The sequence below is a fragment of the Vibrio sp. BS-M-Sm-2 genome (genome assembly GCF_041504345.1).
In the GTDB taxonomy this organism is placed as follows: domain Bacteria; phylum Pseudomonadota; class Gammaproteobacteria; order Enterobacterales; family Vibrionaceae; genus Vibrio; species Vibrio satsumensis.
On the sequence record NZ_CP167894.1, the window covers coordinates 1,299,431 to 1,321,933 of the forward strand.

Here is a 22,503-nt window from a genome sequence, read left to right on the forward strand (position 1 = left end):
TTAGAAGTTCGACGCCTTGTTCCAAAGTACGATCAAAAAAGCCAACGTATGAACTGACCCCCAATAGTTGGACACCAATTATTGGGGGTCTTTTTATGTCCAAATATAGCCGAGAGCTAAAATGTATCATTGCTAAGCAATACTTAGATGGCACGTCATCTCTCTACTTAGCAAAACAATATTCAATTTCTTCAAGACAGATACGGTATTGGGCTCAAGTCTTTGCCATCCATGGTACTGATTCATTTTTACCAACTAACCATGCGGCTACTGCTCGGACAAAACGAAAAGCATTGAATTTAATGTGGACGAATGAATGGTCTCTCACGCACACTAGCGCAGTATTAAACCTCTCATCCCCTGGGATACTCTCAGTCTGGCTCAAACGATTTAATGAGCTCGGTATCAAAGGGCTCAAAATGCGCCAGAAAGGAAGACCCTCAATGAAACAGCAACCTCAACGTACCACTAAGCCTGATAATGAAATGACGCTTGAGGAGCTAAAAGAGGAGTTGGTTTACTTACGAACCGAGAATGCCGTTCTAAAAAAGTTGGAAGAGTTGGAGCAGGAAAAAAACCGTCGAACAAAGAAAAAGCGGTCATAGCTCTAACTCTTAAAGGCAAGTACCCGTTAAAGCACTTACTGCACACTCTACAGCTGGCAAAAAGTGTCTTTTATTATCAGGCTCAAACGAGCAAACGCCCAAATAGCTACGAACGTGAGCTGCGGTTGATAAAGTCAATTTATCATGAACATAAGGGGCGATACGGCTACCGCCGTATTCACTTGGAACTAAAAAATCAGGGGTTCGTGCTTAACCACAAAACGGTTCAAAGGCTTATGGCTCAGCTCAACCTTAAATCGACGGTCAGGATTAAAAAGTATCGTTCATACCGAGGAGAGTCTGGAACAGCTGCTCCCAACGTGCTTGAAAGAGATTTTAGTGCGACTCAACCCGACGAAAAATGGGTAACTGATGTCACGGAGTTCAAAGTCAAAGAGCAGAAAGTATACTTGTCTCCCGTTGTCGACTTGTTTACTCAGGAAGTGGTTGCTTATAGAGTGGCCAAAAGTGCCTGCTTGCCGCTAGTCACGGATATGCTGACGGAAGCCATATCAAAGCTTAAACCCAACTCAAAGCCAATTATACATAGCGATCAAGGTTGGCAATATCGCCATCGACAGTATCAAAAAAAGGTAGCGGAGAGTGGGTTAACACAAAGCATGTCGAGAAAAGGTAACTGCTTGGATAATGCGGTTGCTGAAAACTTTTTTGCTTTACTCAAAACAGAGATGTATCACAACCAAAGCTTTGAAGATGCAGATGCTCTGATAGAGCAAATTAAAGAATACATCGAGTACTACAATACCAAACGTATAAAAGTGAAACTAAAAGGCCTGACTCCGATAGAATATCGAACTCAGGCCTTGAAAGCCGCTTAACAGAAATGTCCAACTTTACGGGGTCACTTCAGTATCAACGTTGGCTTTTTACTATTTGCAAATCGATAGTGTTTGCGAATCGATCTTGTCACCAATCCATAGCGATTAGTCGACTTGCTTAATCTGCAGCTCTTTCGGCACTTCGAAGAACATGTTCTCTTCACGACCTTGAATCTCTTCAACCTCGGTAGCACCCAGCTCACGAATACGATCTAAGATTTGGTTTACTAACTCTTCAGGAGCAGAAGCACCGGCTGTTACACCGATTTTCTTTTTGCCTTCAACCCACTCGGTTTGAATGTCTTCAGGACAGTCAGTTAGGTAGCCTGGCGTACCTAGCTTCTCAGCCAGCTCTTTTAGGCGAGTTGAGTTAGATGAGTTCTTAGAACCAACAACAATCACTACATCAACGTCATTCGCCATCTCACGCACGGCATCTTGACGGTTTTGAGTCGCATAACAGATGTCGTCTTTACGAGGGCCTTGAATCTCAGGGAATACACGACGCAACTCTTCAATTACATCTGCCGTTTCATCAACAGACAAGGTAGTTTGGCTAACATAGTGCAGGTTACTCGGATCGTTCACCACTAGATTCTGTACGTCCTCTGGTCTTTCAACCAAGTACATACCACCAGTTTGGCTCGCGTACTGACCCATAGTGCCTTCCACTTCAGGGTGACCCGCGTGGCCAATCAGTACTACTTCCATATGTTTGCGGCTCGCACGAGCAACCTCCATATGAACTTTAGTCACCAAAGGACACGTCGCATCGAATACCGTTAACTCACGCTCTTTCGCTTCTTTACGAACCGCTTGAGAAACACCGTGAGCCGAGAAGATCACGATGTTGTCGTCTGGTACTTCACTCAGTTCTTCGACAAAAATAGCACCACGCTGTTTGAGCCCCTCAACAACAAAGCGGTTGTGTACCACTTCATGGCGAACATAGATCGGTGGCTGATACATTTCGAGTGCACGCTCTACGATGCTGATCGCACGATCGACACCGGCACAAAAGCCACGAGGGTTAGCTAACATTATTTTCATTTCATTGCTCATCATTTACCGCGGTACTAAGGTTGTTTCTATAGAGTTCGCCGTCAGCGAGGTTCGCATTCTACAGTGAAGCGTCTAGACAGTGAAGCTCTGGGTGACATCACAGCTGTAAGGCTATCTTGTTCTAGCGTGAAGACAGCTATTCTAACGTTAAGATAGTTATTCTACCGCTAAGATGTTGACGTCAAACGTAACGTCTTGACCAGCAAGTGGGTGGTTAAAATCAACCGTCACTGAATCACCTGCGATGTCAGTAATAATCCCTGGGATTTCCATACCGTCAGGACCAGAGAATGCCATGATAGTGCCCACTTCAACTTCAGAATCGCCAACAAACTTAGCACGATCCATATAGTGAATATGATCAGGGTTTGGCATACCAAACGCGTCTTCTGCTTTCAGTTCGATAGACTTTTCAGTTCCAGCTTCAAGTCCCAGTAAGCACGCTTCAAAGTTCTCACTTAGACTGCCATCGCCCATGACGAACTTTGCTGGTTTGCCCATATTTTCCGTACTATCGGCAACTGAACCATCCTTCATTTTAATCGTAAAATGTAGAGTTACTGCTGAATCATTTTTAATTGCTGCCACGTTACTTTCCTTAGATTTCTTTATTATTTGAAAACGCAATTTGCTTCGCTCTCATATTACTTACAGCATAAAAAAAAGCGCCGTCGGAATCAACCGACAGCGCTTAGGGCTATTCTATTCTGTGAGTCATAGACTGACTTTGAGGCAAGCTATTTGCTTTCGTCTTTCTTACGGAAACCATCTAAGATGATCATCGCAGCACCGATACAGATTCCCATATCCGCTAAGTTAAATGCAGGCCAGTGGTAAGTGCCCCAGTAGAAGTCTAAGTAATCGACAACAAAGCCATGTACGACTCGGTCAAACACATTACCTACTGCGCCACCAATGATGATCGCATAAGCAATGTTATTCCACTTCTCTGCTGCTGGTAGTTTGCTCATCCAGTACGTCAGCATGCCTGTTACCGCAAAGGCGATACCCGTAAATAACCAACGCTGCCAACCACTTTGATCACTCAAGAAGCTAAACGCTGCACCGTAGTTATGCACATACAGAAAGTTAAAGAATGGCAGCACCTCAATACGGTTTGCCCAGCCATAACCCATATTGTCCATGACAAAGAGTTTAATGCCGATATCAGCCAAGAAGACCAATAGAGCCAGCCATAACCAACGTACACCAGATTGTTTTAACGAAACTTCACTCATTTCAATTCCTAGTATTTACGAAGTTGATATTCATTGTTAGTCACCTTAAGTGGCTTTGATTACCGACTTGGTTAAACACATTTCCTATAACTAAAAATAACCCCAGTTGATACTGGGGCTATGATTTTTACAAAAAGTTCAGTCTTTCTCTGAGTCGTTATGCGAACTTACGCACTTCGCCTTCACCGTCGATGTTCGACACACAACGACCACAAACTTTCTCGTGACCTTCGATAGTGCCTACATCTGGAGTGTGGTGCCAGCAACGATCACACTTCTCAGCTTCAGTAGCTGCAACTTCAACGAATAGACCAGCAACGTCTGTCGCTTGCGCTGCATCAGACTTCTCGCTCAGTGGCTTAACAACAGCTGCAGAAGTGATAAGTACGAAACGTAGCTCATCTTCTAGCTTGTTGATTTTCGCCGCTAGTGCGTCGTCAGCGTATAGAGTAACTTCAGCTTGCAGTGCACCACCGATCGTTTTCTCTTTACGAGCATCTTCAAGAAGCTTGTTCACTGCGCCACGAACAGATTGGATTTCAGTCCAGAATTCGTTGCTTAGCTCTTCGCCTTCAGCAAGACCAAATAGACCTTCGAACCACTCACCTGTGAATACGAACGTGTCGCGCTCACCCGGCATTTCATTCCAGATTTCATCTGCAGTGAACGACATGATAGGTGCCATCCAACGAACGAGAGCTTCTACGATGTAGTAAAGCGCAGTCTGACAGCTACGTTGAGCATGGCTGCCCTGCTTCGCTGTGTACTGACGGTCTTTAATTACGTCTAGGTAGAAAGAACCCATTTCGATAGAACAGAACTGCATTAGACGTTGAGTCACACCGTGAGTATTGTACTCGCCGTATGCTTTAACAATCTCTTCTTGTGCAGCTTGAGCACGACCAACAGCCCAGCGATCAAGTGCAACCATCTCTTCAGCAGGTACTAGGTCAGTTTCAGGGTTGAAACCGTTCAAGTTCGCTAGGAAGAAACGAGCCGTGTTACGAATACGACGGTAAGCATCCGCTGAACGCTTTAGGATTTCATCAGAAACCGCAACTTCACCTGTGTAGTCTGTAGAAGCAACCCATAGACGCAGGATATCTGCACCTAGCTTGTTGGTTACATCTTTAGGTGCAACAACGTTACCGATAGATTTCGACATCTTACGGCCGTTACCATCCACCACAAAACCGTGTGTTAGTACTTGCTTGTATGGTGCTTCGTCTTTCATCGCGATAGATGAAATTAGAGAAGACTGGAACCAGCCACGGTGTTGGTCTGAACCTTCAAGGTAAAGATCAGCACTGTGAGTGCGCTCTTCGTTCGGGAAGTTGTACTCTTCGCGAGAATCAACAACAGAGAAGTGCGTAACACCTGAGTCGAACCATACGTCTAGCGTATCCATTACTTTTTCGTACTTATCAGCGTCTTCTGCGCCCATAAGTTCAGCAGCGTCTACATCCCACCAAGCTTGAATGCCTTTCTCTTCAACTAGCTTCGCAACTTTTTCAATAAGCGCTGGGCTTTCTGGGTGAAGTTCTGCTGTTTCTTTATGAACAAACAGAGCAATTGGCACACCCCAAGTACGTTGACGAGAGATACACCACTCAGGGCGACCTTCAACCATACCTTCGATACGGCTTTGACCCCATTCAGGCAACCACTCAACACTCTTGATTGACTCTAGTGCTTTTGCACGTAGGCCAGCTTGATCCATAGAGATGAACCATTGTGGTGTTGCACGGAAGATGATTGGAGTTTTGTGTCTCCAACAGTGTGGGTAGCTGTGCTCGTATGCGTGGTGATGCAGAAGTGCACCTTTCTCTTTTAGAACTTCTAAAACAGAGTCGTTCGCTTTGAATACATGCTGACCAGCAAATAGCTCAGTATCTGGCAGGTAAACGCCGTTTGAACCAACTGGGTTAGCGATTTCTAGGTTGTACTTCTTACCAACCACGAAATCCTCTTGACCGTGGCCAGGCGCAGTGTGAACCACACCAGTACCTGAATCCGTTGTCACGTGGTCACCAAGAACAGCAGGAACAGTAAAATCGTAGAACGGGTGGTTGAACTGAGAAAGCTCAAGATCAGCACCTGTAGCAAAACCAAGGTTATGGAAATGCTCGATACCTGCACGGTCCATTACGTCTTTTGCTAATTCAGAAGCAACAACGATACGTTGAGCAGGCAGGTCGCCATTCGCTTCAACTTGGATAAGCACGTATTCAAGATCATCACGTAGACATACTGCGCGGTTCGCCGGCAGAGTCCATGGTGTTGTCGTCCAGATAACGATTGAAATTTCGCCTTGACCCGCATGACCTTCAGCTAGAGTAAATTTCTCTAGAAGTGCCGCTTCGTCAGTTGCAGTAAATTTCACATCGATAGATGGAGAAACTTTATCTTTATATTCAACTTCAGCTTCAGCCAGAGCAGAACCACAGTCAGTACACCAGTGAACTGGTTTGAAACCTTTAAGAAGGTGACCTTTGTCTGCGATTTTGCCTAAAGAACGAATGATGTTCGCTTCAGTGCCAAAATCCATAGTGCGGTAAGGTTTGTCCCACTCGCCCATGATACCAAGACGTTTGAAGCTCTCTTTCTGACCTTCAACTTGACCCGCAGCGTACTTACGACACTCTTCGCGGAATTCAGCAGCCGAAATCTTCTGACCAGGCTTACCTTTCTTCTTCTCAACCATTAACTCGATTGGAAGACCGTGACAGTCCCAACCAGGGATGTACGGTGCATCAAAACCAGAAAGGGTCTTAGATTTGATAATAATGTCTTTAAGAATCTTATTCAGCGCGTGGCCAATGTGAATGTCGCCGTTCGCGTATGGAGGGCCATCATGTAGTACGAAAGATTTTTTACCTTTCTTTGCCTTACGGATTTCGCCGTAAAGATCTTCTTTGTACCAACGCTTCAGCATTTCTGGCTCACGATTTGCCAGATTGCCGCGCATTGGGAACCCTGTTTCTGGTAAGTTCAGGGTATCTTTATAATCACTCATCGATTCTTAATTCCGTTATATTGGGCGAAGTTAGACATTATGTTAATCGGTGGAATCATCCGATTAATTCTTTAGCTGAAGCAGCCACACCCTTGCGGCTTCAGCATCCAATTCTATTTGATTCTTTAGTGCGTCGAACGATTCAAATTTTATCTCGTCGCGCAGTTTGTGCAAAAGTCGTACTTCTAACTGTTTACCATATAAATTGGCTTTAAAGTCAAAAAAGTGCACTTCTAATTGCTGCCTTACCCCATTAACTGTTGGTCGTTGTCCAATATTAGCAACGCCACCGACAGGAACACCATCGATATCCAAAGCTTCAACAACATACACTCCCGATACAGGAGAAACACAACGCTTTAATGGAATATTAGCGGTAGGGAAACCGATAGTTCTCCCTAGTTTTCGACCATGGGACACTCGACCACTAATACTGTAATCACGTCCTAACATGGTAGCACTTGCAGCCAAGTCATCGACCGCTAATGCATTTCGTATCTCAGTACTACTTACTCGTAATTGGTTTAAGCAATAGCTTTGGGTGCTTACCACCTCAAAACCGTACTTCTCGCCCGCCTCTTTGAGCATAGCGAAATTACCAGTGCGACCTTTACCAAAGCAAAAATCGTCACCAACCACCAAGAACTTCACACCAAGCTTATCAACCAAAAGATCTTTAATGAATGCTTCTGCGGATAAACTTGCAAAATACTGATTAAAATTGACACACAATAAGCGACTGATATCTAGCTTACTCAGTTGCACGTATTTGTCTCGTAAGCGAGTTAAACGTGCTGGCGCTCTATCTCGGGCAAACAGCTCCATAGGCTGCGGTTCAAACGTCATAACAACAGAAGGTAGCCCTAATGCTGCAGCTTGTTTAGAAACCTGACTCAGAACCTCTTGATGTCCTAAATGAACACCATCGAAGTTACCTATGGTTAATACACAGCCATGATGCTGCGCTTTAATATTGTGTATACCTCGGATCAGTTCCATTATGATCAGCTAAAACCTGTTATTTGCATCATTTATTGTGTGAAACCGACGGATTATATACTAATCAGTATTAATCTGTCGCTGCTTTTAAATGTTTTACTCGGATACCTAAAACCAGTACCGAAACAATATAAACAAAGCCACCAAGTCCAATCAAGCCTGTTAGCATCAGCGCTCTCTGACTAAAGCTCCATTCAAGCCACTGTTGCATATTATCTAGCTGCCACAAAATAGCCGCAACCATCACACCGCCAGAGACAATTAACTTCGCGCAGAACAACAAAGTCGTCTTTGTTAGTTTGTAGACACCAGCAAGGTGTAAGCCGCGATATAGCAGTGCCATATTCACAAAGGCAGACAAGGCTGTCGCAATCGCCAAACCAACATAACCATAGAAATAAGCAAGGATCGCGTTAAACACCATATTGGTCACCATAGCGATAATGCCGTACTTAACCGGTGTTTTCGTATCTTGGCGAGAGTAGTAACCCGGAGCCAATACTTTAATCAGCATAAAGTTAAGCAAGCCTGATGCGTAAGCTACCAATGACATCGATGCCTGCTGTACATCATGTGGAGAAAACTCACCGCGCATGAATAGCACCATCAGCATTGGTTTAGCTAAAACGATAAGACCTAACATCGCAGGAATACCAAGCAGCAAAACCATGCGCACGCCCCAGTCCATGGTATGCGCGAACCCTTCCCCTTGAGCATCTACGTGTTTACGAGATAAAGCAGGAAGAATCACGGTCGCAATCGCGATACCGAATAAACCGAGAGGAAATTCAAGCAGTCGGTCTGAGTAGTACAACCAACTGATAGAGCCTGTTGCGAGGAAGCTGGCAATAAAGGTATCAAACAATAAATTGATTTGACTGACCGATACACCGAATAAAGCAGGGATCATTAGTGTGCGGATCTTAACTACACCCGGATCTCTCCAGCCCCACTTCGGCTTAACCAACACACCCGCTTTGATCAAGAAAGGCATTTGGAAAAGAAATTGGACTAAGCCACCAAGAAACACACCAATGGCTAAACCAATTTCTGGTTGTTCTAAATTAGGTGAAATAAACCATGCAGCGCCTATGATCATCACGTTCAAGAACACTGGAGTAAAAGAAGAGACCGCAAACTTACCTAATGTATTAAGAATGGCCCCAGATAAAGCTACGAAGGTGATAAACCACAAATAAGGAAAGGTAATCTTGAGCATAAAGCTCGCTAGCTCAAATTTTGGCGCTGATGGGCCATCATTTAGCCAGTCGATAAACCAACCCGCACCAAACATCGCGGTGATCACGCCAGAGCCCAATACCCCGATAACGGTGACGATAGACACTAAAACTCCGAGCGTACCTGATACTTTGGCAATTAAATCTCGAGTCTTATCTTTATCACCTGCTGCGTGATATTCCGTTAATACAGGAACAAACGCTTGAGAAAACGCACCTTCTGCAAAAAGTCGACGTAAGAAATTAGGAATTTTATTAGCGAAGAAGAATACGTCAGCACTCGCTCCAGCCCCCATCAAATTTGCTACTACTACATCACGTACTAGCCCCAACACACGGGAAACAAAAGTCATTGCACTGACAATCAGGCCTGACTTTAATAGTCGTTTACTCACAGAAACCTCTGACACTGGTTGATTACTTTCAAGCGAGGATAAATACTATCCTATCCTAAGAAGCATATTTATTAGCATTGGTCTAAAAATGCTGTTAGAATCCCCGCCATCTTAACCGCGATGACCTTTCCATACCAAAGTTTGTTTGGCTACGATTGGTTTTTGCACAAATCATTTGACAATTAAGCGCTAATGAGGGATAGTCCTCGCCCTTAAATTGTCACCGAACTAAGTTTTTGGGAGTTAGACCCTTGGCAAACAGTAAATCTGCTAAGAAGCGCGCTATCCAAGCTGAGAAACGTCGCCAGCACAATGCTAGCCGTCGTTCTATGATGCGCACTTACATGAAAAAGACTATCGCAGCTATTGCAGCTGGTGATAAAGAAGCTGCAACTGCTGCTCTTGTAGAAGTTACACCACTTCTTGACCGTATGGCGACTAAAGGCCTTATTCATAAGAATAAAGCTGCACGTCATAAGTCTCGTTTCGCTGCTGCAATCAAAGCTCTTTAATAGAAATTTGATTACAACGCAAAACGAAAAAAACCGGCCTAGGCCGGTTTTTTTATATCTAAATTTTGAGTAACGCTTTTATTTTACGTGCTAACAGCCATTTTACTTACCGATAGACAATTAAGCAGATAGATAAAAAACAATCAGGAAAATAAAGAGAGAAGCAAATTGGTACGTAGATAGATAGATAGATAGATAGATAGATAGATAGATAGATTTTAACGTTCGACATGAAATACTGACACTTCCTTGTGTCATTCCATCGCTGATAAGAAATCCCCCTCCCACCAGCAATTAGCTACTTACAGTAAATACCATGCAGTAGATTAATCATCGCTTTGACTTCTTCGCTGCTCAATGTGTAATACACGGTTTGAGCTTCTTTGCGAGTTTCGACCAAACCATCTCTTCTCAACCAAGCAAGATGTTGAGATAAAGCAGACTGACTCAGTTCCAACTTGCCACACAACTCCCCAACCGACAGCTCAGTACCATGTAATAGGCACAAGATCTGTAAGCGACGCTCGTTGGCCATGGCTTTGAGTAGAATCACAGCTTGCGCTGAGTTCTTCTCCATCTCTTTTAAGTTCATAGTTTGGCTCCCTACAACCTTTACGCCAACTACGGGCTATCAGTATTTCCGGCATATGGTGGCGTTATGATAATCGATATCAATTCATTAACAAACCGCCTCACTCGAACAATTTGCTAAAATCTGCGTCGCATACGTTTTTTACTGCTGGATGTTGGATCATCCTCTCAGCAAATATGACGTAGTACTCCTCCTTTAACTCTTCAATACCACACAATAATTGCAGTGACGTATCTTCCTCAACTTCAGACATATAAAGCGTCGGCGCTAAGAATATTGCGTCATCGTGATAACGAGCAAAAGCCTTCATCAATGCCGCGTCATCAAACTCCCCCAAAATATCAGGTTTAAGTCCTTGTCTATCGAACCATTGCAGTACTTTACGTCCCATCGAAGTTCGGCTTCCTGGGATCAAAAGCTTTCTTTGTTCTAATACTGCGGGGAAGTTAACACCTTCAACCTGACCTGAACTAAAAAAGCTCATTCCACTCTCACCCAATTTTTTACTAAACAGACCCGGGCTTTGACTAGAGTCCACCGGACAGTCAGACAAGATCATATCGAGTTTATGTTGTGAGAGTTGCTCAAGTAACATTTCATGGGTCGATTCAAAACAGCGTAAATGAATGCTGTTATCAGGGGGAATGGTCGACATCAGTATCTTACTGACGAGCCTTTTAGAGAGTGCATCTGCAACGCCAACATCAAACAAAATATTGGAGTGCTGGCTGTAATTCACGATATCCAGCATCTCGTAACTCAGGCCAAACATACGATCGGCATATTTAAAGACCAGCTGTCCAAGCTCTGTAGGCTCAACACTGCGGCCATTACGCTTGGTCAACTTGCCATCCATGCGCTCTTCTAAGGCTTTTATCTGCCCCGTTACCGTTTGTGGTGTTAAGAATAGGGCTTCTGCAGCTTTAGTAACTGAGCCTTGCTTGCAAACCATCCAGAAGTAATACAGATGGTTATAGTTGAGGTGCGACATAGATGTGCCGTAATAAAAGAGTAGATAGCCTTTTATATCAAATATGACACCGCCACTCAATAAACTCGGAAAAACCAAACCTAACTAAGTATTACTACCTATTTTTACGAAGTGTCTGATTTCATAATGTAATATTTCAGTGAATATTTTCAATTTTTCTCCAACTTTTAAGATCTAAATCACCAAGTTACAAATCACATAAAACCAAACAAAAACAATTAGTTAAAATGACAATATTTACTGTCAAAATATTTAAACAGTAAATCATCACAAAAAAAACCAACCTAAACCAAAATGTAATATTACTGAAATATTTGTTCTCTAACATCACGCTCAGATTAAACAAACAGACCAAACACAGACTTAAACGGTCCAATGGAGAATACATTATGAACCAAGCTACTACTGCAGCAGCGCCTATCTCGAGCACTACTCGTTGGCTACGCTGGGCTAACTTGGCATTCATGCTTTACCTACTATTACTTTCAGTTTCAATGGTTGGTACAGGCTTCAAATGGGCAACAGGCGAGCAAGCAAAGGTTCTTTTTGAATTTGCTTCACACCCAGTTGCAGGCTTAATGATTGGTTTAGTAGCAACAGCGCTGATTCAGTCATCTAGTACAGTTACTTCAATTATCGTTGGCCTTGTGGCCGGTGGTTTACCTGTTGAGCTAGCAATCCCAATGATCATGGGTGCGAACATTGGTACTACGGTAACCAATACGCTAGTTAGCCTTGGTCACGTTCGTTGTAAAGAAGAGTTCAAGCGTGCATTCGCAAGTGCGACAATTCACGACTTCTTTAACCTATTAGCTGTGGCTATCTTCCTACCACTAGAGATGGCGTTTGGTATTCTAGAGAAGATTTCTCACTGGTTAGTATCACCAATGCTAGCAACAGGTGATATGAGCATGGGTGGTCTTAACTTCATCAAGCCAATCACTAAGCCAGTAGTCAGTGCGATTAAAGAGCCTCTATCAACATTTGGCGACACTGTTGGCGGCATCATGCTTATCGTTCTAGGTATTGCGACTATCTTCGTAGCCATCACAGTAATGGGTAAGCTAATGAAGAGCCTAATGGTTGGTCGTGCTCGTGAGATTCTAAAGAACGCAATCGGTCGTGGCCCTATCCACGGTATCGCTTCTGGCTCTATCGTTACTATCCTTGTTCAGTCTTCTTCTACGACAACAAGCTTGATGGTTCCGCTAGTAGGTTCAGGTGTTCTTAAAGTACGTGACGTTTACCCATTCACTCTGGGAGCAAACATCGGTACATGTATTACCGCTCTACTTGCAGCAACAGCAGTATCTGGTGAGTTCGCAGTATTCGCACTACAAATTGCTCTAGTACACTTGGTGTTCAACATCATGGCAACGGTATTCATCTTCGGAATCCCGTTCCTACGTGAACTTCCAGTTAAAGCGGCTGACATGATTTCGGATATGGCTGTGAAGAACAAATCTGTAGTAGCAGGCTACCTTGTTGCGGTATTCCTTGTACTGCCTGGTACAGTGTTAGCTCTGACTGCTTAATAGCAAAACAAACATCGCTTATAGCAAAGCCCGCAACCTAGGTTGTGGGCTTTTTCTTTTCTGCACAGCGGATGCGAGTAGCGAAGGGCCAGAAGCAGATTAGAGATACGGGTAAGCGAGTAACGAAAAACACGAACTGTGATAGTCGTACTTGGTATATCGCCGACTCAAACCTAGGTATGTTTTTCGTATTCCTAATCTCATTTACTCGTTTCTATTCTTAGATCTTCGTATCTCGCATCTCGTGCACTCGTATCTAGCTACCCTACTTACCCTGCTCATTACGCAGGTACATGATCGCAACCATGCCAAAACCGATAAATTGCCATAGATACTGTCCATCGCTTGCGCCAGTGATGGTTTGAGTGAAAGCCATACAAGCAGTCACAAACAAAGAAGAAAATGCAGCATAAAGTAACCACGGACGGTCTTTCCCGACCATGAACTCACCTGCAAATACAGAGCGAATAACCAGTAAAAATGGAACACATTGCAACGCAATCAGAATCGGAAACATAAAGTCGAACGTTGGGCTAAGTAAAGCATGACCGACTTGGCTCTTATCCCAAGTGCCTACAATATAGCCTTTCCAACCAGCCCAGGTGTCTCCCGCATATGCGGTATCCGGCGAAATGAAGCCAAGTAGTACGCCCATCACTTTATCGATAAAGCCATTTTTGAACCAAAAGACGAACAGGAAAATCTGAATTGGAATGATCTGAAAAGCAAACTTCTTCAACATGTATGTACCCCAAATAGTGAATTATTTGGTGACAAGTATGTGGAATTCGGCGTGTTTACACTTGATGCAAGGCAATCGAGCCTAAGTCCAAACAATAATCAAACATGTTGAGAAGCCTGTTGGCACAAGAAAAACTTGCGGGAATACCGGAGCTATCAGCTCTCATGAAACACCTTCGCTTGAAAGAGAGTTTAGGCATTTAGAAAAGGTTTGGTTTTTATAAAGATTCAATAAGATCAAAGAGTTGACCGTCATGCTCTTTTTTCACTTCAGTGTAGCGTTGATAATTGTATTGTGAGCCTTTTGGATTATCCGATAGCTTGTCAGCCACACTGAGTAGATAAAAGCTAATTGGACTCGGCGTACTTTCAGCAGCATAAGAAAGGTAAGGAAAAGCTTGATTGGCATGTTGGTTAATTAACAATGCAAGCCCTAGGGTCAGATTGGCAATATCACAACGTGGGTTCATCTCAAAGGCTTGCTTTGCCAATTGCAGAGCGCGTTCGCGATCTTCTTGCTCACTGTTTTGCAAATAGGCCAAAGACTCGGAATACGACAGCAAAGCATTGACCAAATAATTATCTCGCCCTTGCTGTTGAATCACATCCAACTGAACCGCTATGTCTTCAAATGGCTGACCACCTTTGCCTTGGTAAAAAAGCGATATCCCCTCAGAGATAACACTCCAATCCTCGTAGTTTTCGATAGAGGTCACTCGATGACTTGCCACGCCGTATTCTGAGCTCATAGGAGCAATAATGGCTTTGATCTCGAGAATCACATCCCCAATGGCATCAAAGAAATTATCTTGGCTGAAGCGCTTTTCCACTTTCTGACTTTGATTGGGCTGGCGGTTGTTTTGTACAAGTACGCTCAGTACATACTCTCCACCCTTTTGCTTGAGCCAACCTTTGAGTTCGATACCATTGTTGGCCAGTGATTGCTTACCTTGTTTAGATAGCTGAGAAAAGTGGTAACCCGATAGGTTTTTAGCTGAGTTCAGCCCATAGAAAAGATAGTTATACACACTCTCCGACATCTCATAATCGTTCGTAGAATCGAGTGTTATATCATGGATATAAACGGGAATTACATCATTTTGATTAGCAGAAATAACAGTGGTGTCATTAGTTGGGACATCGAGTTGCCACGCCCAGGTAGCTATTAAGCCAACAGAGAATACCGCTGTTGTAATCCGGGCGATGGTTTTCTTTTTCGACTTAGCGACAAGGGCCTTAGGTTCAAGCTGAGAGACGTCCTCGATGGGAGTTGGTTCGATGCTCGGCTGAGTCACCTCAACATCGAACAGGTAACCTTGCTTAGGAATGGTCTGAATAATCTGATATGGGCGTGACTTATCCTGAAGCTGACTGCGCAGTAAGCTGATGACCTGTCTGACCAAGTTGTCAGACACTTGAGTTCTTTGCCACACATCCGCGGCAATCTGCTGCGTACTCACCACTCGCCCACGATTCTCAATGAAATAGCTCAGCAATTTAGATTGCAATGGCTCTAGATGAATCGCCTCATAATCAATCACCAACTGATTCTTATCAGGGTAAAATGAAATAGGGAAGTCATGTTGCAATACAAAGCAATGCGAGCGAGTCATAGCAGTTCTGTAGTTAGAAAAGACCCCACAAGGTTATTGGTTTTATAAATGGTAAGCAAGCCAAGCATCACAAATAAAAAAGGCTGCACAGTGGCAGCCTTTCAATCAAACAAAACAGATTCAATTAAACCGAGAATGGGTACTTAATCGCTTCGTGGCACTCGTAACCTTCAACCCAGAAGTCATCCATCGTTACCCAAGTTTCCAAATCTTCTAGAGACTTAATCTCCGGATTGATATGGAACGTAGGGCCCGCTAAAGGCTCACGCTTCAGCTGAATATCACGCATTGGCGCCAGTTGATCTTCATAGATATGAGCATTAACTAGCTTGTGGTAAGCAACACCTGCTTTTTTACCGGTGATTTGTGCCATGATCGCTAGGAACACGTACACTTGAACCATGTTGAAGTTCAGACCTAGTGGTACATCACAAGAGCGCTGAGTACTGTTTAGGTACAGAGTGTCACCAAGTAGAGAGAAATGGTGGCTGTACATACACGGACGCAAGCATCCCATATGGAACTCGCCTGGGTTGTAGAAGTTTAAGATCTCACCACGGTCATCGATACCATTCGTCAGGTCATCTACAATCTTCTTCAGTTGGTCGATATGACCGCCGTCAGGTTTTGCCCATGCACGGCCTTGAACGCCATAAACACGGCCCATGTCATCTTCACCCTTGCGGTAAGGATTATTCAGCCATGCTTCGTTCAGGTTCGAGTTCGCATCCCAAGTTTTAGTCCCTAGCTTACGAAAATCTTCAGCATTATCGTAACCACGGATGTAGCCAAGCAGTTCAGCAACTGCCGCTTTCCAAAAGCTCTTACGCGTTGTGACAAGTGGGAACTGGTTGTTACCAACATCATATTCAAGGTCAGCATTGATCACGGTTAGGCAGCGCTTGCCCGTGCGTTCATTTTCAATCCAAGTACCGTTATCAACGATACGCTGACAGAGATCTAAATACTGTTTCACACCAATTCCTTACTTCGTCTGTTGTGGTAATTCGTCTTTGTAGTGACCACGCTTGTATGCCCAAACCATCATCAGCGCACCGATGATAACCATTGGCAATGACAGGATTTGTCCCATAGAGATAAAGCCGCCGAACAAGCCTAGATGTGCATCTGGTTCACGTACGTATTCTACTAAGAAGCGGAATGTACCATATCCTGCAAGGAATAACCCTGATACAGAACCAAGAGGACGCGGCTTTTTGATAAACCAGTTCAAGATGAAGAACAGCACAATACCTTCAAGCGCCATTTCATAAAGCTGAGATGGGTGACGAGGAAGTGGACCGCCATTCGGGAATACGATAGCCCATGGTACATCCGTAACACGGCCCCATAGCTCACTGTTCATGAAGTTACCTAAACGGCCCATACCTAAACCAAAGGGTACCAATGGTGCAATCATGTCTGCGACGCCAAAGAAAGTGCGACCATTCTTTTTCGCATACCAGAACATTGCGGTAATAACACCAAGCAACCCGCCGTGGAAAGACATACCGCCAGTCCACACTTTGAATAGGTAAAGTGGGTCGGCTAGGAAAAGATCAAAATTGTAGAACAGTACATAGCCAATACGACCACCCAGCACCACACCTAGAAAGCCAGCGAACAATAAGTCTGAGACTTGCTCGCGAGTCCAACCACTACCCGGCTGATCAGCTCGGCGATTTGCTAGCCAAAGAGCAAACATAAAACCGACAAGGTACATTAGGCCGTACCAACGAACTGAGATTGGTCCTAGTTCAATAAGAACAGGATCGATATTTGGGAATTCGATAAAACCCTGAGACATACTTGGCTCTCTATCTAAATTGATTAACGGTTAGCTCAATAACTAACAGAAAAGACACTACAGCAGCATTGTAGCTGCTATAAACATTAAAAATACCGCAAAGAATTTCTTCAGCACAGGGGTTGGCAGTTGAGTCGCCAACTTAGCGCCAATTCGAGTGGTCAACACTGAGGTGCAAGATATCGCAACCAGAGCGGGTAGATAAACGTAACCTAAACTGAAAGCGGGTAAATCGTTAACCGATGAACCATGCCAAATGAAACCTAGCATTCCCGAAATCGCGATAACACAACCGCATACCGAAGATGAGCCGACGGCTTTACGCATTTCCACACCGTGATGGTTAAGGAAAGGTACCGATAAAGACCCACCGCCAATACCCGCTAAGCTTGATACCAAACCAATCCCACCACCACACAACACGGTTTTAGCTGAACCCGGCATCGATTTTTGGCTCTTAGAGCGAATCGACAACAGCATTTGCAACGCCAATACCAAGACAATCACACCAAAGATTTTTGGTAGGTATTGAGCTGGAATCACATCGGCCACAAAAGAACCGAGGAAGCCACCTATCACTACACCTGGCATCAACCATTTAACGACAAATATCTCTACGTTACCCAACTTTAGATGGTTAATCGCAGACGATCCCGACGTAACGATGATGGTTGATAGCGAAGTAGCCAATGCCATTTGCATCGCAAACTCTTGAGGGATACCCGCTTTAGGAAGCAAAAACAGTAAGGCAGGAACCACCAGCAAACCACCACCAATGCCTAGCAAGCCAGCTAAAACACCAACAATAGCACCAAGGCCTGCTAACAAGCCTATCAGTTCATATGACACGTTAAATCCTATTTTTTACCTGCTCGAATGAAGCCTGTAAATTCACGCTCTTCGAAATAGTTCAGCATCATACTATAGATGTCACTACCATACGGTTTTGAAAGTGCCTTATTTGCCAAATCCTGTAATTCAGCCAAGTTCGATTGACGAATCAAATATTTGGTTCTTGCGACATTCGAGGTATTCATACTTAACGTCTCATACCCCAATCCAATCAATAGCAGCGCGCCCATCGGGTCACCGGCTAATTCGCCACAAATACACACAGGTAATTGATATTGCTTACAAGTATCATGAATTTGTTTTAATGCCATGATCACCGCAGGGTGCATTGATTCATAGACATCGGATACTCGTGAATTGTTCCGATCAACCGCTAATAAATATTGGGTTAAGTCGTTGGTACCAACTGAAACGAAGTCGACCTTATGCGCAATCAACGGCAATATGTACAGCATGGACGGCACTTCAATCATGATACCAACGCGAGGCATACGCACTCGGTTATCAAGCTCATGCACTTCGTCATACGCTTGTTCAATCAGCTGTAGCGCGTCATCCAATTCCTGAGCACCTGAGATCATCGGCAGCAAAATACTCAAATTATGGCTTTCACAACTCGCACGTAGCATGGCACGTAACTGAATAATAAAGATGTCAGGATGATCGAGCGTAAAACGAATACCACGCCAACCAAGGAATGGATTGTCCTCTTCGATAGGAAAATAAGGTAAGGCCTTATCACCACCGATATCGAGTGTACGCATCACCACTTGTTTCTCTGGGTAACTTGCCAGCACAGAACGATACTGCTTGAATTGTTCATCCTCTGACGGGAATCTTTGCTGCAACAAGAAAGAGATTTCAGTTCGATACAGCCCTACTCCATCAACGCCTTGGTTGATAGCGATGTTAGTGTCTGCACTCAAGCCCGCATTAAGCAGGATCTCGACTTGCTTGTCGTCTTGGGTTTTTGCCGGAAGGTACAGCTCGCGATTGACCATAGAGGAGAGCTCACTCTCTTCCAGAATCAGCCCTCGATACTCTTTGAGCAGGCTTTTAGTCGGCTCAATAAAGATCTCACCGCTATACCCATCAACAATCGCTCGCTTACCATTAGCTTGAGCTAGGTTGAGATTTACCCCCATGACTGAAGGTATGCCAAGCGCTCGAGATAAAATCGCTGCGTGCGAGTTCGCCGCCCCTTCCAAAGAAATAACCGCCAAGAGCTTTTCTTTGGGAATAGACGCTAATACCGAAGCGGTTAACTCACGAACCACTAGAATAATCGGCTTATCTAAGGTGCGGAGTTCATGTTCAGAGTTATGGAGGAAATAGAGCAGCCTTTGTCCGAGCTCTCGGATATCTTGCGCTCTCTCACGAAGATACACATCTGACATACGAGCAAAGCGATTCGAATAGCTCTCAACAACCTGTCTTAATGCCCAATCGGCTTTATCGCCCTTCTGAATTTGACTCTTCAGATCCTTACGCAACATAGGATCGTTGAGTAAGTGAGTAAACAGGTCAAAGATCGCCAACGCATCTTTATTGATTTCGCTATCTAAGCGCTTTCGCATGCGCTTAAAGTCATTGAGGGCGTTTTCAACCGCTACCGCCAACAACTCATGCTCTCTCTCTACATTGAGCGTCGAAGCAGGATAAACATCGGTGAGTTCAGGCTGAGTATTGTCCCACCACAAATCACCAATCGCCACACCCGATGAAGCTGCAATACCTTTAGTCGCAGGTAGTTTCTGTTGCTCTAACAGCCAATGACCTTGAGTTTGGGCGTGCGCCACAATAACGGCAAGTTGTGCTGAGAGCGTGACAAGGAAAGATTCTTCCATCTCACTGAATAAACGAGGGGTCTTCTGTTGAATAACCAATACACCAAGCACTTGCTTGCGGTGGATAATCGGAGTGCCGAGAAAAGAGTGATAGACGTTTTCTCCAAGCTCTGGAAAAAACTTATAAGCAGGGTGAGCAGACGCTTGTGCAAGGTTGATAGGTTCAGCACTTCTTTTAACAAGGCCAACCAGACCTTCGTCAAAACCAATGTGAATGCTATTACCTTTGAAGATCAGGCCTTGAGTTGCCATCAACTCAAGGCGCTGCATATCATTATTTGCCAAATACACGGTGCAACATTCCGTCTGCATCGCACTGCATGTCTCTTTAACCAAAATATCAAGAGCCGTCGACACATCTTCAACTCTTGATACGTGTTCAACTATTTCCCTTAGTTGACTGAGCATGCTTAACCTCTACGCAATTTGCGCTTTCCTTTTATTTTTCGCTCTTTAAACGGCATTGCTAAAGATGCGAACTCTTTCATCGCTCGACGGTACACATCTCGCTTGAAAGAAACAACTTGTCGAACTGGGTACCAGTAACTCACCCAACGCCAACCATCAAACTCAGGTGTACTTCCACGCTGCATATTGATATGCGATTCATCGCAATCTAAGCGCAAAAGGAACCACTTCTGTTTTTGTCCAATACAGACAGGTTTAGAATCCCACCGAACCAGTCGTTTGGGTAGCTTGTAGCGTAACCAATGACGACTTGTCGCGACGATCTTTACATCCTTTTTGGTAAGGCCAACCTCTTCATACAACTCGCGGTACATTGCTTGTTCCGGAGTCTCACCTTCATCTATTCCCCCTTGAGGGAATTGCCATGAATGTTGCCCGTATCGTTTAGCCCAGAAGACCTGACCATGGTTGTTACAGATTACAATACCAACATTTAATCGGTAACCATCGCCATCTATCACTGGCCAACCTCTATCTAAATTTTTAATTACTCTGATTTTTCCACATATCCCCAATCGGAGCAAACTTAGTGACGTGATAAGCGCTATATTTATGAATAATAACTAGGAATATGGATAAGTTTTGCTCAAGTTCTAGTTACCCACACAATAGTGAGACATAGACCACATTTATTCACCTTTTCTGTGAATAACTATGTGAAGAATTACCCGCAATCGTTTTTTTTAATCCATAGATTCATCAACACCAAAAACGACAAATCAATCAAATTCATTTTATTTCCATACAAATCAATAAATTAAAATATTATTTTGGTTTTAAAAAACATTAGCAATGTAAAAGATCTTTCAGAAATCTGACATGGTTAAAGATCAACCACTCCGATGTTTATCCACACTACCAAGTGAAAGATTCATTTTGAACCCCATTTGGCAAGCATTTTATCCACCATAAACCCCTGTTTATTTATCCACTAAATTAATATTTCAATTAATTACCTTTATGTCCTGTGGATAACCCTGATTTTGATCCCTTCATCGCAAGGAGATCATTTCTTAACCAGTCGTCATTTGGTGGTAACTTCTGATAAAATCGTTTTTTTGATCATGCCTTTTATTATGAAACCAGAACCACAAACACAACAAGAGCTGTTAGAGCGAGCGTATGCTATCGCCGGAATGACCTTTAAAGAGCTTGCCGATGAAGCCGAGATGGTGATGCCAAACGACCTTAAGCGCGATAAAGGCTGGGTTGGGCAGCTATTGGAATGGCACTTAGGCGCACCTGCTGGCAGTAAGCCAGAACAAGATTTTGCCAAGCTAGGTATTGAGCTCAAAAGCATTCCGATTGGCTACTCTGGAAAGCCACTCGAAACCACCTTTGTGTGTGTCGCACCGCTAATGGGTGTGCAAGGCATTACCTGGGAAACCAGTCACGTTCGTAACAAGCTATCCAAAGTGTTGTGGATCCCTGTTGAGGGAGAAAGAGAGATCCCATTGGCAGAAAGGCATGTAGGCTCCCCTTTGCTATGGACACCAAGCGAAGCTGAAGATGAGCTGCTAAAAAGGGATTGGGAAGAACTGATGGAATTGATCGTGTTAGGCAATGTTGAACAGATAACAGCAAGGCACGGTGAAGCACTGCATTTACGTCCAAAAGCCGCCAACAGTCGAGTGTTAACAGAAGCTTACGGTGCAAGTGGAAAACCAATCAAAACTAAACCACGTGGTTTCTATCTACGAACTCAATTCACCCACAAATTGCTGACGACACACTACGCATAGGTCGTTTTAACACGCCTCAAAGATCTGATGATCAATATGTTATAAACCGTCGGTACTAAAAAACGAGTTCTAATGAGGTTTGAGCGCCAGTTCAATGTCGCAGTAGCTTTGGCTTGGTTCATTACCAAACTCGTCATATGCGTTGTGCAAACGAAGGTAGGCCTTTTCAAAGCCGAGCCGGAGTAACTCCTCTTTCACTTGATCCAAGGATCCAAAGTGAAGCGGCTCGCCATCTTGCTTTACCGGTTCTAGCTTGTGTTTATACTCCACCGCCAATAGATACTCTGAGATATCAGAACAACCAATAACGTACACTTTGGGGGTTTGATAAGAGTCTTTGTGCTCTCCATGTAACCACATGTCTAATTGATGCTTTTGCATAGCCAGCCTCCCTTGCTCTCTAAAGCTTAG

21 protein-coding genes are annotated in these 22,503 nt (G+C 44.0%); 5 read left to right on the plus strand and 16 right to left on the minus strand.

What is annotated here, in order from left to right; translation table 11 throughout:
• The first annotated feature begins 95 nt into the window (after positions 1–95).
• Together AB8613_RS05875 and AB8613_RS05880 are read left to right on the plus strand one after the other, a co-directional pair.
• Positions 96–605: a helix-turn-helix domain-containing protein gene (locus tag AB8613_RS05875; protein WP_372384646.1), complete on the plus strand. Its 510-nt coding sequence runs from the start codon at positions 96–98 to the stop codon at positions 603–605.
• Positions 602–1,444, plus strand: a complete 843-nt coding sequence (locus AB8613_RS05880; RefSeq protein ID WP_327784266.1) for an IS3 family transposase — start codon at positions 602–604, stop codon at positions 1,442–1,444. Before AB8613_RS05875 ends, AB8613_RS05880 begins: the two co-directional genes overlap by 4 nt.
• A gap of 105 nt (positions 1,445–1,549) precedes the next feature.
• Here AB8613_RS05880 and ispH read toward each other — a convergent pair whose 3' ends face one another.
• From ispH to murJ, 6 genes are all read right to left on the minus strand, one after another.
• A complete protein-coding gene (gene ispH, locus AB8613_RS05885; RefSeq protein WP_146490579.1) occupies positions 1,550–2,506 on the minus strand; it encodes a 4-hydroxy-3-methylbut-2-enyl diphosphate reductase in 957 nt (318 codons plus the stop codon).
• A 156-nt stretch (positions 2,507–2,662) separates the two neighbouring features.
• The gene (fkpB, locus tag AB8613_RS05890) at positions 2,663–3,094 is read right to left on the minus strand and encodes an FKBP-type peptidyl-prolyl cis-trans isomerase (RefSeq protein WP_102321451.1); all 432 of its coding nucleotides are present in this window, start codon (positions 3,092–3,094) and stop codon (positions 2,663–2,665) included.
• 149 nt (positions 3,095–3,243) lie between these two features.
• Positions 3,244–3,744 (minus strand): signal peptidase II, encoded by a 501-nt coding sequence (gene lspA, locus AB8613_RS05895; RefSeq protein ID WP_004735054.1) that lies wholly within the window; start codon positions 3,742–3,744, stop codon positions 3,244–3,246.
• A 157-nt stretch (positions 3,745–3,901) separates the two neighbouring features.
• Positions 3,902–6,760, minus strand: coding sequence for an isoleucine--tRNA ligase (ileS, locus tag AB8613_RS05900; protein ID WP_372384647.1), 2,859 nt, complete (start codon positions 6,758–6,760; stop codon positions 3,902–3,904).
• A 63-nt stretch (positions 6,761–6,823) separates the two neighbouring features.
• Positions 6,824–7,759, minus strand: a complete 936-nt coding sequence (ribF, locus tag AB8613_RS05905) for a bifunctional riboflavin kinase/FAD synthetase (protein WP_017062867.1) — start codon at positions 7,757–7,759, stop codon at positions 6,824–6,826.
• A 70-nt stretch (positions 7,760–7,829) separates the two neighbouring features.
• Positions 7,830–9,392 (minus strand): murein biosynthesis integral membrane protein MurJ, encoded by a 1,563-nt coding sequence (gene murJ / locus AB8613_RS05910; protein ID WP_353057850.1) that lies wholly within the window; start codon positions 9,390–9,392, stop codon positions 7,830–7,832.
• A gap of 251 nt (positions 9,393–9,643) precedes the next feature.
• Here murJ and rpsT point away from each other — a divergent pair, with 251 nt between their 5' ends.
• Positions 9,644–9,904 carry a 30S ribosomal protein S20 gene (rpsT, locus tag AB8613_RS05915; protein ID WP_004739529.1) on the plus strand — a complete coding sequence of 87 codons (261 nt, stop codon included), beginning with the start codon at positions 9,644–9,646 and terminating at the stop codon, positions 9,902–9,904.
• A 298-nt stretch (positions 9,905–10,202) separates the two neighbouring features.
• Here the strand turns inward: rpsT and AB8613_RS05920 are convergent, their stop codons facing one another.
• Together AB8613_RS05920 and nhaR are read right to left on the minus strand one after the other, a co-directional pair.
• Complete coding sequence (locus AB8613_RS05920; protein ID WP_004735028.1) at positions 10,203–10,496, minus strand: metalloregulator ArsR/SmtB family transcription factor; 294 nt, start codon at positions 10,494–10,496, stop codon at positions 10,203–10,205.
• Positions 10,497–10,596: 100 nt separating this feature from the next.
• Positions 10,597–11,487 carry a transcriptional activator NhaR gene (gene nhaR / locus AB8613_RS05925; protein ID WP_146490559.1) on the minus strand — a complete coding sequence of 297 codons (891 nt, stop codon included), beginning with the start codon at positions 11,485–11,487 and terminating at the stop codon, positions 10,597–10,599.
• A gap of 389 nt (positions 11,488–11,876) precedes the next feature.
• Between nhaR and AB8613_RS05930 the strand changes: the two genes are divergently transcribed.
• Positions 11,877–13,022 carry a Na/Pi symporter gene (locus AB8613_RS05930; RefSeq protein ID WP_048662115.1) on the plus strand — a complete coding sequence of 382 codons (1,146 nt, stop codon included), beginning with the start codon at positions 11,877–11,879 and terminating at the stop codon, positions 13,020–13,022.
• Positions 13,023–13,287: 265 nt separating this feature from the next.
• On the opposite strand, the gene AB8613_RS05935 is transcribed toward AB8613_RS05930, so the two are convergent.
• The 7 genes from AB8613_RS05935 to rppH form a co-directional block, all read right to left on the minus strand.
• Positions 13,288–13,764 carry a hypothetical protein gene (locus tag AB8613_RS05935; protein WP_146490558.1) on the minus strand — a complete coding sequence of 159 codons (477 nt, stop codon included), beginning with the start codon at positions 13,762–13,764 and terminating at the stop codon, positions 13,288–13,290.
• 217 nt (positions 13,765–13,981) lie between these two features.
• Positions 13,982–15,376 carry a transcriptional regulator gene (locus AB8613_RS05940; protein ID WP_372384648.1) on the minus strand — a complete coding sequence of 465 codons (1,395 nt, stop codon included), beginning with the start codon at positions 15,374–15,376 and terminating at the stop codon, positions 13,982–13,984.
• Between the two features lie 124 nt (positions 15,377–15,500).
• A complete protein-coding gene (locus tag AB8613_RS05945; protein WP_102425317.1) occupies positions 15,501–16,352 on the minus strand; it encodes a thymidylate synthase in 852 nt (283 codons plus the stop codon).
• 9 nt (positions 16,353–16,361) lie between these two features.
• The gene (gene lgt, locus AB8613_RS05950; RefSeq protein ID WP_008221585.1) at positions 16,362–17,183 is read right to left on the minus strand and encodes a prolipoprotein diacylglyceryl transferase; all 822 of its coding nucleotides are present in this window, start codon (positions 17,181–17,183) and stop codon (positions 16,362–16,364) included.
• Between the two features lie 57 nt (positions 17,184–17,240).
• Positions 17,241–18,032, minus strand: coding sequence for a sulfite exporter TauE/SafE family protein (locus AB8613_RS05955; protein ID WP_372384649.1), 792 nt, complete (start codon positions 18,030–18,032; stop codon positions 17,241–17,243).
• A gap of 8 nt (positions 18,033–18,040) precedes the next feature.
• Entirely contained in the window at positions 18,041–20,290 is a 2,250-nt protein-coding gene (gene ptsP / locus AB8613_RS05960) for a phosphoenolpyruvate--protein phosphotransferase (protein WP_048615014.1), read from the minus strand.
• 2 nt (positions 20,291–20,292) lie between these two features.
• Positions 20,293–20,811 (minus strand): RNA pyrophosphohydrolase, encoded by a 519-nt coding sequence (gene rppH / locus AB8613_RS05965; protein WP_017059335.1) that lies wholly within the window; start codon positions 20,809–20,811, stop codon positions 20,293–20,295.
• A 615-nt stretch (positions 20,812–21,426) separates the two neighbouring features.
• On the opposite strand from rppH, the gene mutH reads away from it, so the two are divergent.
• On the plus strand, positions 21,427–22,092 hold the full coding sequence (gene mutH / locus AB8613_RS05970; RefSeq protein ID WP_239717378.1) for a DNA mismatch repair endonuclease MutH: 666 nt from the start codon (positions 21,427–21,429) through the stop codon (positions 22,090–22,092).
• Between the two features lie 69 nt (positions 22,093–22,161).
• On the opposite strand, the gene AB8613_RS05975 is transcribed toward mutH, so the two are convergent.
• A complete protein-coding gene (locus AB8613_RS05975; protein ID WP_004735016.1) occupies positions 22,162–22,473 on the minus strand; it encodes a DUF6482 family protein in 312 nt (103 codons plus the stop codon).
• Between the last annotated feature and the right edge of the window lie 30 nt (positions 22,474–22,503).

Bases quoted from the DNA above. Each gene is read 5' to 3' on its own strand.
- AB8613_RS05875 (WP_372384646.1), top strand. From the start codon at position 96: ATGTCCAAATATAGCCGAGAGCTAAAATGTATCATTGCTAAGCAATAC.
- AB8613_RS05920 (WP_004735028.1), bottom strand. From the start codon at position 10,496: ATGAACTTAAAAGAGATGGAGAAGAACTCAGCGCAAGCTGTGATTCTA.
- nhaR (WP_146490559.1), bottom strand. From the start codon at position 11,487: ATGTCGCACCTCAACTATAACCATCTGTATTACTTCTGGATGGTTTGC.
- ptsP (WP_048615014.1), bottom strand. From the start codon at position 20,290: ATGCTCAGTCAACTAAGGGAAATAGTTGAACACGTATCAAGAGTTGAA.
- lgt (WP_008221585.1), bottom strand. From the start codon at position 17,183: ATGTCTCAGGGTTTTATCGAATTCCCAAATATCGATCCTGTTCTTATT.
- lspA (WP_004735054.1), bottom strand. From the start codon at position 3,744: ATGAGTGAAGTTTCGTTAAAACAATCTGGTGTACGTTGGTTATGGCTG.
- ileS (WP_372384647.1), bottom strand. From the start codon at position 6,760: ATGAGTGATTATAAAGATACCCTGAACTTACCAGAAACAGGGTTCCCA.
- mutH (WP_239717378.1), top strand. From the start codon at position 21,427: ATGAAACCAGAACCACAAACACAACAAGAGCTGTTAGAGCGAGCGTAT.
- AB8613_RS05940 (WP_372384648.1), bottom strand. From the start codon at position 15,376: ATGACTCGCTCGCATTGCTTTGTATTGCAACATGACTTCCCTATTTCA.
- AB8613_RS05935 (WP_146490558.1), bottom strand. From the start codon at position 13,764: ATGTTGAAGAAGTTTGCTTTTCAGATCATTCCAATTCAGATTTTCCTG.
- ribF (WP_017062867.1), bottom strand. From the start codon at position 7,759: ATGGAACTGATCCGAGGTATACACAATATTAAAGCGCAGCATCATGGC.
- AB8613_RS05930 (WP_048662115.1), top strand. From the start codon at position 11,877: ATGAACCAAGCTACTACTGCAGCAGCGCCTATCTCGAGCACTACTCGT.
- ispH (WP_146490579.1), bottom strand. From the start codon at position 2,506: ATGAGCAATGAAATGAAAATAATGTTAGCTAACCCTCGTGGCTTTTGT.
- AB8613_RS05975 (WP_004735016.1), bottom strand. From the start codon at position 22,473: ATGCAAAAGCATCAATTAGACATGTGGTTACATGGAGAGCACAAAGAC.